Source organism: Gordonia sp. NB41Y (assembly GCF_030718915.1).
GTDB lineage: Bacteria > Actinomycetota > Actinomycetes > Mycobacteriales > Mycobacteriaceae > Gordonia > Gordonia desulfuricans.
Window position 1 is genome coordinate 3,284,986 of the sequence record NZ_CP132196.1, and the last position, 12,724, is coordinate 3,297,709.

Below are 12,724 nucleotides of genomic sequence, written 5' to 3' on the forward strand. Positions count from 1 at the left end.
TCGTAGGGGGTGTGTCGCGTTGCTCCTGATTGGTTCAACCTGAATCCACCGATCCAGATGGAAAAACCTGGGCCCGAAACGGCGTGGGAAACACGAAATGCCCTGTCCGAGTGTGAGAATCAGACTTATCGAAGGTTCGACCCACACACAAAGAAAGGGCATCTCGCAGATGCGATCCTGCCACACCTTGCCGGTAAAGTCAGCATCATTCGATGACCGCAACCTGATCGGGCCGGCCGGGGTGGTACCGGTGATGCGTCTGGCCCAAACGTGTGGCCTGCAAGAACTCGGCGATCAGTGGTTGACCATCCCCACCGATACCGGGGCCAACGCCGGCCGGAAACTCTCAGCAATCGTGATGGGCATGGTGATGGGCGCCGACACCATCGACGGATTGTCGATCATCGGCCACGGCGGGATGGGCACGATCTACGGCCACACCCACGCCCCGTCCACCCTGGGCACGTTTCTGCGGGCCTCCACCCGCGGCACGGTCGCCCAGTACGAGGCGATCGCCACCCGCCTGTTGGCCGGCCTGATCGAACACACCCACCTCCTCAACCCTGCTGGTGAACGGGTACTGGTCGATCTCGACGACACCATCAACCAGTGTTACGGCCACCAGAAACAAGGCGCGAAATACGGCTACAGCGGGGTCCGTGGGATCAACGCCCTCATGGTGACGGCCACCACCGCCGATCGGGCCCCGATCATCCTCGGTCACCGCCTGCGGGGCGGGTCGTGTAACTCGGTGCGCGGAGCCGCCGACCTGTTGACCCGATCGTTGAACACCCTGCGTCGGGCGTGGCCGGCCGGACGAGAGGTGCCGGTGTTGGTGCGGGGTGATTCCGCGTTCTACTCCCACGACCTGGTCGCCGCAGCCCACCGGGCTGGGGCACAGGTGTCGTTGACGGTGCGGTTGTACAGCAACGTGACGACCGCGATCTCCGCGATCGATGACTCGGCGTGGACCACGATCACCCTGGCCAACCCCACCCAGGTTGGTACAGACGGGCAGCTGGTGCGTACCGCCGAGGTGGCCGAGGTTCCCTTCGACGGGTTCGTCGGTAAACCGTCCACACCGGTCAAACCCGGGCGTACCCGGGCCCCGATTCCGGGTCGGTTGATCGTGCGGCGGGTCCTGGCCCTCAATCCTGATGGTGACTCGTTGTTCGATGTGTATCGTCACCATGCGTTCTTCACCACCGACATGACCACCGACAAAGTCGTCGCTGATCGTGTGCACCGTCATCACGCGATCATCGAGCAGGTCCATGCCGATCTGAAGGCGTCGGCGATGGCCCACATGCCCTCGGGGAAGTTCTCTGCCAACGCCGCGTGGTTGGCGTGTGCGGTGATGGCGTTCAACCTCACCCGGGCAGCGGCCACCGTGGCCGGTGGATCATTGATGCGTGCGACCACGACCACGATCCGGCGTGCGTTGATCGGGGTACCGGCGCGGATTTCGTCGTCGGCACGTCGTTTGTCGTTACATCTACCGGTTGGGTGGCCCTGGGAAGTGGAGTGGAATCGGTTGTATGCCAGTACTGTTCATTGAAATCCTGGTGTTTGACCTGACCATTCGGCTGTGTGTGGCCCTGATCTGAAACCTGGTGAAACAGGCCGACGTTGGAGATCGGCGGTACACACGTGTCTTTATCGGGTTGGTATCGGGGTCAAGGGCTCCAACATCATTCATCCGACCGTTGAAACCCGATCGGTGGATTCAGGTTCAACCATCAACGTTTAGTGGGTGATTGAGCCGGGACCGAGCATCGCGAGGACCCGTGTCGAAATCTCTGAGGTGGTCACGATCCGTCGTCGGCTGTCTGAGGTTTCGACACGTCTCGTCGCTTCGCTCCTCGTCGGCTCAACCATCGTGTGCACGAGCTACATCGGCGTGCTCACACGACTATGTGCTCACCCTTCGGTGGCCGCGGCCTGGCGCTCGGCGATGGTGACATCCCCGGCCGACCAGCGGGTGGTGGGGACCTCGCGCACCACGACGCGGATGTTGGCGACGGGGGCATCGAGGGTGCGGTGTGCTGCCATCGTCAACTCGTGCATCAATTCCCGGATCTGTTCCGGGGTGCGGCCCTGCGCGATGGTCACGTCGATGAACGGCATGTCAGCCTCCTGCCAGGGTGATCGAACCCAATGAGGTGAAGTGGGCGGCGACGCGGCTGCCGGGGGCGACGGCGACAGCGTCGGTCATCCCGCCGGTGAGCACCACCCATCCGGCCTCCAGGGTGACGCCCCGAACGCCGAAGGTGTTGGCGGCGAATGCTAGTGCCTCGGCGGGATGGCCCAGGACGGCCGAACCGGTGGCGCTGTCGACGATGTCACCGTCGACCTCCAGCAGACACGCCTCCAGGCTCAGGTCCACCTCGTCGGGACGCTTGAGCACCGGACCGGTCACATATGCACCGGACGAGTTGTTGTCGGCGACAGCATCTTCCAGGGTGAACTTGAAGCCGGAGTAGCGGCTGTCGATGATCTCGATCGCCGTGGTCACGTACTCCACGGCGGCGAGTGCCTGCGCTGCGGTGACGCCCGGTCCGGCCAGCGGCCGGTCGAGGACGAAGGCGATCTCCGGTTCGGCCCGCGGGTGGATGAGCTTGCCGCGCGGAACCGGCAGCCCGGCGGGCAGGGCCATCGCGTCGGTCAGCCAGGCCACTGACGGCTTGTCGACACCCATCTGCTGCTGCTTGGCGCGTGAGGTCAGACCGAGTTTGATGCCGGTGACGGTCTCGCCATGTGCGCGGCGATCGGCGAGGGCGATGTCCTGTGCCGCATAGGCGACGTCGAGGGTCAGACCCGGCCATTCGGCCTGGATCGAGGTACGTGAGGTCTGCGACCGCTCGGCGGTCAGCAGGATCTCGGCGACGCGCGCCGCACTCCACGCGGATGCGGTCGGGTTCTGCTCGGTCACTTGTCCGTTCCTTCCATGACTGCGGTGACGCTGCCGAGGCCGGCGATGGTGGCGACGACGGTGTCGCCCGGTCGGATCGGGACCGCCCTGGTCATCGAGCCCGGCAGCACCACATGCCCGGGTTCGAGGGTCACGCCCAACGGCCCCACAGTGTTGGCCAGCCACACCAGCGCGTTGAGCGGGGAGCCCAGCACGGCCCCACCGGCGCCGGTCGCGACCAGGTCACCGTTGACGTGCAGATTGCAGCCGGCGAGCCGCAGGTCGACGTCGGCCAACGACGACGGCTTGGACCCGAGGACCACGCCGCCCGATGACGCGTTGTCGGCGATGGTGTCGAAGATGCCGATCTTCCAGTCGGTGATCCGGGAGTCCACGATCTCCAGGGCGGGCAGGACGAACTCGACGGCCGCGGCGGCCTCGGCGATCGTCACACCGGGACCCCGCAGCGGACGGGAGAGCACGAACGCCACCTCGGGTTCGATGCGTGGCTGGATGAAGGTCCCGACCGGGATCGGAGCGTTCTCGAGATGGAACATGCTCGCGGTGAGATGCCCGAAATCGGGTTGGTCGACGCCCATCTGGCGCTGCATCGCGCGGGACGCCAGGCCCACCTTGTGGCCTTTGACGGTGTCGCCGTTCTTCTCCCAGTCCTGCACCTGCGCCAGCGCGATCTCGTACGCGGCCGACAGGGGTGCGTCGGTGAACTGCGGGGTGAGCGGGTCGATCGGGGTCATGCTGCGATAGGCGCCGAGGAGGGCGTCGGCGGCCTCACGGATCGGATCGTTCATGGGTGCGCTTTCTTCTCGGTCAACAGGGTTCCGGCGGATGAGGGGTTTCCGATGGGAACGGTATTGCGTCGGGTGTTCGGGACACGGCACGATGAACCACTGTGCGGCCACGACGAACCCAGAAGCCCGGCGCGGAGCTCGGGGCGGTGGCGCGGGCGATGCGCATCCTCGACATCGTCGGCGTGGCCGAGCACGCACTCGGTGTCTCGGAGATCGCGCGGCGCGCCGACATCTCCAAGTCGAGCGCCCAGCGGATCGCACTCGAACTCGTCGAGGGCGGTCTCCTCGAACGTGACGGAACGCGATACCGGTTGGGAATCCACGTGTTCGAGCTGGGCCAGCGTGTACCACGGCGACAGGGCGTGCGCGATGCGGCCGCCCCGTTCATGGATGATCTGCGCGAGGCCACCGGTTACACGGTACACCTGGCGGTGCTCGACGACGACGTCGTCATCTATCTCGACGTGCTGAACAGCCCCACCGCACCGCCGCTGCCCACCCGGGCCGGAGCGCGGTGGCCGGCGCATGCCACGGGGATCGGCAAGGCCATCCTCGCGTATTCGCCGGCGGACGTGGTCGCGCGGATCGTCGCCGGTGGCCTGCCGAGGATCAGTGAACGCACCATCACCAATCCGGGGATGCTGAGCGCCGAACTGGCCCGAATCCGTTCCCGCGGAATGAGCTACGACCTCGAGGAGTCGAGGCCCGGCGTCGTGTGCGTGGCGTGTCCGGTGTTCGGCACCGGAGGCGGGGTGGTCGCCGGTATCTCGGTGTCGGGGTGGCACAACCGGATCAACCTCGACGAGTCGGCGGCTGCCGTGCGGACCGCCGCACTCGGCCTGTCCCGGCAACTCGGTGCGCCGAGTCAGGATCGAGATACCGAGCCCGAACATTGACCACCTCACCCGGCGACCGCGTGCAGGGTGGGATTGCCCACCTCCACCGGGGCCGGGGCGGGCAGCGCGGACCCGAGGGCCTTGGTCACCGCGCCGGCCGCACTGATCACCGAGCGGCGGAACTCGTGTTGTGCGGCGGTGAAGCGTGACACGGGTGCGGTGATCGAGATCGCGGCCACCACCACACCCATCTCGTCACGGATCGGGGCGGCCACACAGTGGACCTCCGAGATTGCCTCGCCGAGATCGTAGGCACATCCCTGACGCAGAACGGATTTCAGCTCGGCGTGCAATGTGGACGGATCGGTGATGGTGTTCGGGGTGAGCCGGCGCAAGGGGGCGTTGGTGACGTTCCGGTCGATCTCGGTCGGGTGGCAGTGGGCGAGCATGGCCTTGCCCACCGCACTGCAGTGCGCATCGAGGTGTGCACCGATCCGGGCGCCGGAGACATTGATGACGTGATTGCCGACCACCTTGTCGACATACATCACCCGATAGCGGTCGAGGATCGCCAGATGTGTTGTCTCGCCGTACTTCTCGGAAAGGTTCTGCAGAATGGGCGCGGCGCAGGTCTTGACGTCGACGGTGCCCTGCAGGGTCTGGTTGAGTTCGACGATCCGCCATCCGATCCGGTACCGGCCCCGCGACCGGCACTGCAGCAGTCCGATGTCGACGAGGGATGCGAGCAGGGCGTGCGCACTGGATCGGGGGAGGCCGATCTCGTTGGCCACCTCGGACACGCCCCATTCGGGGCGCCCCACCGTGAACAGGTCCAGGACGGGACCGATCTTCTGAACGGTCTGAAGTGCTGCCATCACCGACCTTTCTTGATCCGGTGACGCGGGGTTGGCTGCCACTATGGGTTGCGTCACGCCAGGTGTCTACTGTTTTGTGCCGCAGAGCGGCACGCTGGGGGGTGTGGTGCTAGTCCTGTTCGGAGAACAGGATGGTCGCGCCCCCGGTGGCGAAGTTCTCCACGTCACCGGTCGCGGCCTGCCCGGCCGGCGACGACAGGGCGGTGAGCGCAGCCGACCTCGAATCGAACATCAGATAGGCGATTGCATACGCCGATGGTGCTGAGCCGGCCGGAGATTCACACTTTCCCCAGCTGAACCGCCGAACGTCGGGAAGCGCGTCGACGAGGGGCAGGTGCTTGGTGCGGTAGTACTCGTCGAAGGCCGCGGGATCGGTCGGCTGATCGTAGATGACGGTGATCACGTACATGGTTCTCCTCGGTTGTTCGGGTATCACGGACGGCCACGATGCCAACCGTTGTGATCTGGCACACTATTGATCGAGGAGGCGCCAGAGAATGACCGAGAACGCACCGATCGTTGCCTCTGCGTGCACCGACGCCGGTGATCTCCCGAACACCGTGGCCGTGAACACGCGCGGTCTCTCCGTGTCGCAGAGCCGTGAGGTCTGGTCGGAAGCGGTCGATTCGGCCTATTGCGACATGGACGTGGACTGGCCGCGGCCGCTGGCGGCGTTCGCGGCGGCGATCGTCGCACGCCCGATAGGTGACATGTCGGTGAGTGTGGTCCGTGCCGATCCGCACACGGTGCACCGGACGCCGGCCATGATCGCCGCCGATCCCACCGACGATCTCCTGGTGTGTCTGATCACCAAGGGGTCGGCGAGCATCGTCCAGGGCCGGCGGGTCGCCGTCCTCGACTCGGGGGCCTTCGGGTTCGTCGACGCCGCGGACCCCTTCGTGGTGACCGGGAACACCCCCTTCGAACAGGTGGTGCTGCGCATGCCCCGCAGCCAGATGTCGGCCCGCCTCGGGCGGTCGTTGGAATATTCGGCCGCACAGCGCATATCGGCCGATTCCGGGATGGGCCGGATCGCGTCGCGGCTGCTGGTCGACCTCGCCTCGCACGATGATCGGCTCGACTCCAGGGCGGGTGCAACCGTGGCGTCGGCGACCCTGGACGTGCTGGCCGCGGCCATCGACCAGACCGGCGCCGTCTCCCTCACCGACCGTGCGCATCATGAGGATCTGCGTCGGGTGCAGCGGACCATGCTCGCCCATCTCGACGATCCCGACGTGACCCTGACCGACATCGCCCGTGACGTGGGTGTCTCGGTGCGGTACCTGCACAAACTGTTCGCCACCGCGGGAACGACGCCACGTAACTGGCTCTACGCCAAGCGTTTCGAGCGAGCCCAGGCGATGCTCTCCGACACGGATCTGCCGGTTGGGGAGATCGCCGGATCGCTGGGGTTCCGTGACGTCGCACATTTCAGTCGGGCCTTTCGGCGGCACTGCGGCTCCAGTCCGACCGGATACCGGGCGCAGCACCGGTAGGGGGTGGTGCGCTCGGCCGGGTTGCCTCCCGGCCGAGCACAGCGGGTTGTGGGCGGGCATCGTCGGGTCAGAAGCCCCAGTTCTCGTCGTCCTGCAGCTCCAGTGCACGGAAACTGCCGGTGTAGAACAGCAACGGCCGGCCGTCGTCGAACCACAGCTCCTCCACCTGACCCACATGCAGGGTGTGGTCCCCGGCGGGATGGGAGGCGGTGACCGAGCACGACAGGTGTACCAGCGCGCCGTCGAGAAGGGGGACACCCTTGCGCCAGGTGAACCGCACCAGATCGGGTTCGGTTGCGGCACCGGCGAAGTGCAGCGACAGCGGTTCCTGGTGTCCGGCGAGGATCGACACCCCGTATCGTCCGGTCTCGGTGATCTTGGCGTTCATCCGGGCGCGGTTGGCGATCGAGACCAGCACCAGCGGCGGGTCGAGGGAGACCGACGTGAAGGCGTTGGCGGTCATCCCGTGAACCGACTCCTCGTCGGCCCCCTCGGCGGTGGTGACGATGGTGACGCCACTGGCGAAGCGGCCCAGGGCCTTCCGCATCCGCAGTGGCGTCGGGTCGAGCTCCGCGGCAGCCGGCTGTGCAGGGGTGGGGGTCATCGTCGTCACCGCCGGTCCCACACGATCGTGAGATCGTCGTTGTTGATCAGGTCGGGTCGGGTCCAGCCGTCGACGTCGTACTCCGACATGCACTGTTCGGCGAAACCCTTGAGCGCCAGGTCCTGACCGCTGGCCTGGTAGGCGAACAGGGTCTGGAAGCGGACGGCCTCGTGGTCGCCACCGTAGTTGCGTTCGTAGAGCTCGTGGCGCCCGCCGAACTCGGTGCCGACCGCGTCCCACAGCAGTTTCAGCAGCTGGACGCGATCGATCGCGGCGATACCGTTGGAACCGCGCACGTACTGGTCGAGATACGGTGCCACGTCGGGATTCTTCCAGTCGTCGGCATGGGAGTTGAGGTAGATCAGCCCGCTGCCGAGGACCTGCTGGATGATCTCCTTGATCCGGGGATAGCCGACTCCCATGAAGGTTCGATAGGCCAGGCCGTAGTTGATGTTCGGCTGCACCGCACCGTTGACCCACGGGTCCGGCGACTTGGCCATCGCATCGGACAGGCCCCAGAACATGTCGCGCCAGTTGAGGATCTCGCCGATCTGCATCTGCACGCCGCGGAAGCCGGCCGAACCGGTCATCTCCACGCCCTTCATCACGCAGCCGGCGATGAAGTCGAGCTTCACCGCGAGCCGGGCGCAACCGTGGAACATGAAGCGGTTCAGGAAGCCCGACTTCATCACGAAGCCGTTGGTGGTCTCGACGTCGTAGGCGAAGACGTTCTCCCACGGCACCAGTACGCGGTCGAACACCATGATCGAGTCGTTCTCGTCGAACCGGCTCGACAACGGGTAGTCGAACGGGGTGCCTGTGACCGCCGCATTCATCTCATAGGAGGTGCGGCAGAACAACTTCAGCCCGGGAGAATCCATCGGGACCGTGAAGATCAGGCCGAATTCCTTCTTGCGCAACGGGAGCCCGTAGTGGGCGATGAAGTTGGCATTGGTGATCGCCGATCCGGTCGCGACCACCTTGGCCCCGGACACGATCAGTCCCGCATCGGTCTCGTCGACGACATGTACACAGACATCGGCGGTTTCGTCGGCGGGCTTGTCCCGATCGATCGGCGGGTTGACGATCGCGTGGTTCAGGTAGAGCACCCGCTCCTGCGACTTCTTGTACCAGTTCAGCGCGTTCTGCTTGTACTCGCCGTAGAAGTCGGCGTTGGCACCCAGGGTGCCGAGGAAGGAGGCCTTGTAGTCGGGGGAGCGGCCCAGCCAGCCGTACACCTCACGCTGCCAGGTGGCGATCGCGTCACGGGCCACCACCAGGTCGTCGGCGGAATGGGCGGTCTTGAAGAACGGGTGGGTGAAACCTCCGTTGCCGGTGTCGGTGGGGACCGACAGTACGCCCTGAGCTGCGGGTTCGTGCAGGGCGTCGTACATCCGGGCCACCGAGCGCGCGGAGTTCCGGAATGCCGGATGGGTGGTGACGTCGTCGACGCGCTCGCCGCGGATGTAGATCTCGCGACCGTCGCGCAACGATTCCAGATACTCCGCACCGGTCATCGGGCGCACATCGTTGGCGACTCCCGCGGTCGTCCGTTCGGCGAGGGGTGCAGTGGTCATCGGTTCCTCCTGGGATGGTCGCGCGGTGAGGTGACGCGAGGGGTCGGCCCCACGGCACTTACCGTGCGGCACTTGCCTTGTGGTGTTTCCGAGGCAATGGCTTCTCGCGCGGGACGTGTTGCGCGGTATATGGTGGCGGTGCCACGTCCCTGTGACGTAGAACACTAGAACCCGGAGGTGTGGCACAACATGGCTGAGCGCGCACGGTCTTCGGACTCTGCGCGACGGGAGCGCGAGAGCGTCCTGTCGCTGCGCACAGGAGAATTGGACCTCGGCGAGGGTCGGAACGAATGGCGGGCCGCACTGGGCTCGCTGTACGCGGAGATGGACGTCGACTGGCCCTCGACGCGTCGTGCCCTCGACGCGGAATGGGGTGGCCGGCCGTTCGGCGATCTGCACGTGAGCACCATCCGGTGCGACGAGCAGACGGTGATCCGGTCCCCGGCGATGATCAGGTCCGACTCGTGCGCCGATGTGCTGGTCTGCGTGGTCACCGACGGGGTGGTGCAGATCGAGCAGGCCGGGCGGCAGGCCGTCGTCGCGGACGGCGCCTTCGCCCTGCTCGATCTGGGTGCACCGTTCGTGTTCCACTCACCGTCGACCTTCGGTCAGGTGGTGGTGCGGGTGCCCGGTGAGCGGGTGGCCGCCCGGATCCCCGGCCTCGCCGACCGCTGCACCGGACGGGCCTTCGACGCCGGGGCCGGTTCGACGGCGATCGTGGGGCGGCTGCTCACCGACATCGCCGGCCAGGATCTGCCCACGGCCACCGCCGCCCCGTTCGCGGCGTCGGTGATCGAGATGCTGTCGGCGGCGGTGCTCGAGGCGGGTGTGGGCAACGAACCGCTCGACGGGCACCGGGCCCAGGACATGGCCCGGGTGCAGCGGGTGATCGCCGACCACCTGCACGACGCGGATCTGACCCTGCCCGACGTCGCCCACCTCAGCGGGATGTCGTTGCGGGCCGTGCAGAAACTCGCGAAGGGGGTCGGTGCCACACCCAGTGACTGGCTCTACGGTGCCCGGATCGAGCGGGCCAAACACCTGCTGCGGACCACCGGCGACCCGGTCTCGGTGATCTGCGAGCAGGTCGGATTCCGGGACCTCTCGCATTTCGGACGGGTCTTCCGGCGCCAGACCGGGACCAGCCCGGGCCGCTACCGTGCGCAGGAGGTGTGACGCACGCCGGTGACCCGGTGCCGTCGGGTCAGGCGTGGCCGGGGCCGACCGGTTCCGGTGTGGCCGATCGCGGCCGGTCGAGTCGTGCGGTGAGCTTGTCGCCCTCGATGTCGAGGTCGGGCAGGATGCGGTCGAGCCATCGCGGTAGCCACCACGCGTTGTCGCCGAAGATCGCCATGACCGCCGGGACGAGGGTCATCCGGACGAGGAACGCGTCGACCACGATGCCGAAGGCGAGGGCGAAGCCGACCTGGGCGATCATCGGGTCCGGGTTGTAGACGAATCCGGCGAAGACGCTGATCATGATCATCGCCGCGGCGACGACGACGCGGCTCGCCACACCGAACCCGCGGACCACCGAGTCACGTCCGGTGTACCCGTGGACGTGGGCCTCCTTCATCGACGAGACGAGGAACACCTCGTAGTCCATCGCGAGTCCGTAGAGGACACCGGTGATGATGACCGGCAGGAGACTGAGCACCGGTGAGGTGGCGTCCATCCCGAACAGCGGTTGCGCCCAACCCCATTGGAACACCGCGGTGGTCGCGCCGAAGGTCGCGGCCACCGACAGCAGGAAACCGACCGTGGCCTTGATCGGCACCAGGACCGATCGGAAGACGGCGAGGAGCACCACCAGCGAGAGACCGACGACGACGGCGATGTAGAGCGGGAGCACGTCGGTGAGGCGGTCGGAGACGTCGATCGCCAGGGCCGAGAAACCGGTCACCCCGATCGTCACACCGTGCGCGTCGGCGAAGGCACCGGCGCGATCCCGGATGCCGGTGACGAGATCACCGGTCTCCTGCGAGGTGGGTGTGGTGTCGGGGATGACGGAGAACGCCGCGGTGGTGCCGTCGGCGGAGAGTCCCTCGAGGGAGGTCGCGGTGACCCCGTCGATCGCGGCGAGGTCGGTGTGGATGCCGGCGAGCCGGCCGGCGGGGATGGGTGCGGGCGCGGAGGCGACGACGACGAGCGGCCCGTTGTATCCGGGTCCGAAACTCTCGTCGACGACGTCGTAGCTCTGTCGTTGCAGGGTGTCCGGGTGATAGCTCGCGCCCGACGGCAGGCCGAGGTCCATGGCCGGCATCGGGGCGGCGAGGATGCCGCCGATCACGAGCGCCCCCAGGGCGGCCACGTAACGGTGTTTCACGAGCATCCGTGACCAGCCGTTGGCGACCCTGTGCACCGAACCGTTCTCGTGCGCTGCCTGCGCTGTGGCGCGGGCGCCGGCCGAGCAGATTCGTTCGCCGACGAATCCGAGCAGGGCGGGCAACAGGGTCAGGGCGGAAAGCACCGCGATGACGACCGTCGCCGCGGCGGTGAGCGCCATGGTGGTGAGCAACTGGATCTGCACGACGGTGAGCGCCAGCAGGGCGATGACGACGGTGGTGCCCGCGAAGAACACCGCACTGCCCGCGGTACCGATGGCGCGCCCGGTGGCCTCGTGGGCGGTGAGGCCCTGGTCGAGGATGAAGTGGCGTTGCCGGTTCACGATGAACAACGCGTAGTCGATACCGACCGCCAGTCCGAGCATGAGTCCGAGCACCGCGGTGAGCGAGTGCATGGGGACAAACGAGGAGATCGCGAATGCGCCGCCCACGCCGACGGCGACACCCGACAACGCCGAGGCCAGCGGGAGACCGGCGGCGACGAGCGAGCCGAGGGTGACGATCAGCACGAGCGCGGCGATCACGATGCCGACGATCTCACCGACACCGACGAGCTCGGGGACGGCGACCATCGTCGACGACGGCAGCACGTCGATGTCCTCCCGGCCGGCCGCGGTGGCGGCCACGGCGATCGTGTCGTCGATCGTGCCCTCGGGGAGCTCGAATGTCTGTGCGTCGAAGGTGAACTGGAAGAGCGCGGTCTGCCCGTCCGGCGAGATCAGGACCCCCGGGACCGGCGCGTCCTGGACGACGAGCGGGGTTGCGCCGGCGGTGGCGGCCCCGCCCGGTGTCCCGGTGGTCTGTGTCTGGGCCTGTGCGATCGCGGCCGACGCCTGGAGCAGCCGGCTGTCGGGGCCCTTGGCGACCTCGGCTGCCATCGCCTTCCGCACGTCGATCACGTGGTCGGTGCGGTAGACGCGGTCGACCGCGTCGAGGAGTGCGATGAGTTTTCTGCCCTGGTCGACCCGCTGGTGGTCGGTGCTGTGGAACGCGAGGATGCCCTGACCGCCCGCCGCTTCCGGGAGCCGCTCGGTGAGGTCGTCGATGACCTCCTGCGCGGGCGTTCCGTCGATCCGGATCTCATTGCTCAGCTGTGGCGGGCTCACCACCATCACGCCCGCGATCCCGACGATGATCAGCGCCCAGATCCCGGCCACCCACCATCTGCCGACGAACGCACTCCGTCCCCATCGATACAGCAACGACGACATCTGATGTCCGGCCTCTCTGTGGTGGGCGCCGGCCGCCTGTCCGTGCCAGGGGAACGGCGA

12 protein-coding genes are annotated in these 12,724 nt (G+C 67.0%); 4 read left to right on the top strand and 8 right to left on the bottom strand.

The window, feature by feature from the left end:
• Positions 1-169 precede the first annotated feature (169 nt).
• Complete coding sequence (locus tag Q9K23_RS14185; RefSeq protein WP_305950164.1) at positions 170-1,558, top strand: IS1380 family transposase; 1,389 nt, start codon at positions 170-172, stop codon at positions 1,556-1,558.
• A gap of 362 nt (positions 1,559-1,920) precedes the next feature.
• Here Q9K23_RS14185 and Q9K23_RS14190 read toward each other — a convergent pair whose 3' ends face one another.
• Genes Q9K23_RS14190 through Q9K23_RS14200 form a run of 3 tightly spaced genes read right to left on the bottom strand, consistent with a single transcriptional unit; the run spans position 1,921 to position 3,720 of the window.
• Complete coding sequence (locus Q9K23_RS14190) at positions 1,921-2,127, bottom strand: tautomerase family protein (protein ID WP_020789814.1); 207 nt, start codon at positions 2,125-2,127, stop codon at positions 1,921-1,923.
• A 1-nt stretch (position 2,128) separates the two neighbouring features.
• Positions 2,129-2,932 (bottom strand): fumarylacetoacetate hydrolase family protein, encoded by an 804-nt coding sequence (locus tag Q9K23_RS14195; RefSeq protein ID WP_020789816.1) that lies wholly within the window; start codon positions 2,930-2,932, stop codon positions 2,129-2,131.
• Positions 2,929-3,720, bottom strand: a complete 792-nt coding sequence (locus tag Q9K23_RS14200) for a 2-keto-4-pentenoate hydratase (RefSeq protein WP_053778379.1) — start codon at positions 3,718-3,720, stop codon at positions 2,929-2,931. The genes Q9K23_RS14195 and Q9K23_RS14200 overlap by 4 nt, the downstream gene beginning before the upstream one ends.
• Before the next feature lie 101 nt (positions 3,721-3,821).
• Here Q9K23_RS14200 and Q9K23_RS14205 point away from each other — a divergent pair, with 101 nt between their 5' ends.
• The gene (locus Q9K23_RS14205; RefSeq protein WP_261978072.1) at positions 3,822-4,616 is read left to right on the top strand and encodes an IclR family transcriptional regulator; all 795 of its coding nucleotides are present in this window, start codon (positions 3,822-3,824) and stop codon (positions 4,614-4,616) included.
• Positions 4,617-4,621: 5 nt separating this feature from the next.
• Here Q9K23_RS14205 and Q9K23_RS14210 read toward each other — a convergent pair whose 3' ends face one another.
• Together Q9K23_RS14210 and Q9K23_RS14215 are read right to left on the bottom strand one after the other, a co-directional pair.
• The gene (locus Q9K23_RS14210; RefSeq protein WP_053778380.1) at positions 4,622-5,431 is read right to left on the bottom strand and encodes an IclR family transcriptional regulator; all 810 of its coding nucleotides are present in this window, start codon (positions 5,429-5,431) and stop codon (positions 4,622-4,624) included.
• Positions 5,432-5,540: 109 nt separating this feature from the next.
• Entirely contained in the window at positions 5,541-5,840 is a 300-nt protein-coding gene (locus tag Q9K23_RS14215) for an EthD family reductase (protein WP_053778381.1), read from the bottom strand.
• An 88-nt stretch (positions 5,841-5,928) separates the two neighbouring features.
• Here Q9K23_RS14215 and Q9K23_RS14220 point away from each other — a divergent pair, with 88 nt between their 5' ends.
• Positions 5,929-6,927 carry an AraC family transcriptional regulator gene (locus Q9K23_RS14220; RefSeq protein ID WP_020789815.1) on the top strand — a complete coding sequence of 333 codons (999 nt, stop codon included), beginning with the start codon at positions 5,929-5,931 and terminating at the stop codon, positions 6,925-6,927.
• Between the two features lie 67 nt (positions 6,928-6,994).
• Here the strand turns inward: Q9K23_RS14220 and Q9K23_RS14225 are convergent, their stop codons facing one another.
• Positions 6,995-7,531, bottom strand: a complete 537-nt coding sequence (locus Q9K23_RS14225; protein WP_053778403.1) for a flavin reductase family protein — start codon at positions 7,529-7,531, stop codon at positions 6,995-6,997.
• A 5-nt stretch (positions 7,532-7,536) separates the two neighbouring features.
• Complete coding sequence (locus Q9K23_RS14230; protein WP_053778382.1) at positions 7,537-9,108, bottom strand: 4-hydroxyphenylacetate 3-hydroxylase N-terminal domain-containing protein; 1,572 nt, start codon at positions 9,106-9,108, stop codon at positions 7,537-7,539.
• 189 nt (positions 9,109-9,297) lie between these two features.
• Here Q9K23_RS14230 and Q9K23_RS14235 point away from each other — a divergent pair, with 189 nt between their 5' ends.
• Complete coding sequence (locus tag Q9K23_RS14235; protein ID WP_053778404.1) at positions 9,298-10,284, top strand: AraC family transcriptional regulator; 987 nt, start codon at positions 9,298-9,300, stop codon at positions 10,282-10,284.
• Between the two features lie 28 nt (positions 10,285-10,312).
• On the opposite strand, the gene Q9K23_RS14240 is transcribed toward Q9K23_RS14235, so the two are convergent.
• Positions 10,313-12,664 carry an MMPL family transporter gene (locus Q9K23_RS14240; protein ID WP_020793979.1) on the bottom strand — a complete coding sequence of 784 codons (2,352 nt, stop codon included), beginning with the start codon at positions 12,662-12,664 and terminating at the stop codon, positions 10,313-10,315.
• Positions 12,665-12,724: the final 60 nt, after the last annotated feature.

What these genes read in the sequence shown, in the direction of transcription:
- Q9K23_RS14190 (WP_020789814.1), bottom strand. Translation starts at nt 2,127, where the DNA reads ATGCCGTTCATCGACGTGACCATCGCGCAGGGCCGCACCCCGGAACAG.
- Q9K23_RS14185 (WP_305950164.1), top strand. Translation starts at nt 170, where the DNA reads ATGCGATCCTGCCACACCTTGCCGGTAAAGTCAGCATCATTCGATGAC.
- Q9K23_RS14240 (WP_020793979.1), bottom strand. Translation starts at nt 12,664, where the DNA reads ATGTCGTCGTTGCTGTATCGATGGGGACGGAGTGCGTTCGTCGGCAGA.
- Q9K23_RS14210 (WP_053778380.1), bottom strand. Translation starts at nt 5,431, where the DNA reads ATGGCAGCACTTCAGACCGTTCAGAAGATCGGTCCCGTCCTGGACCTG.
- Q9K23_RS14220 (WP_020789815.1), top strand. Translation starts at nt 5,929, where the DNA reads ATGACCGAGAACGCACCGATCGTTGCCTCTGCGTGCACCGACGCCGGT.
- Q9K23_RS14225 (WP_053778403.1), bottom strand. Translation starts at nt 7,531, where the DNA reads ATGACCCCCACCCCTGCACAGCCGGCTGCCGCGGAGCTCGACCCGACG.
- Q9K23_RS14230 (WP_053778382.1), bottom strand. Translation starts at nt 9,108, where the DNA reads ATGACCACTGCACCCCTCGCCGAACGGACGACCGCGGGAGTCGCCAAC.
- Q9K23_RS14215 (WP_053778381.1), bottom strand. Translation starts at nt 5,840, where the DNA reads ATGTACGTGATCACCGTCATCTACGATCAGCCGACCGATCCCGCGGCC.
- Q9K23_RS14200 (WP_053778379.1), bottom strand. Translation starts at nt 3,720, where the DNA reads ATGAACGATCCGATCCGTGAGGCCGCCGACGCCCTCCTCGGCGCCTAT.
- Q9K23_RS14235 (WP_053778404.1), top strand. Translation starts at nt 9,298, where the DNA reads ATGGCTGAGCGCGCACGGTCTTCGGACTCTGCGCGACGGGAGCGCGAG.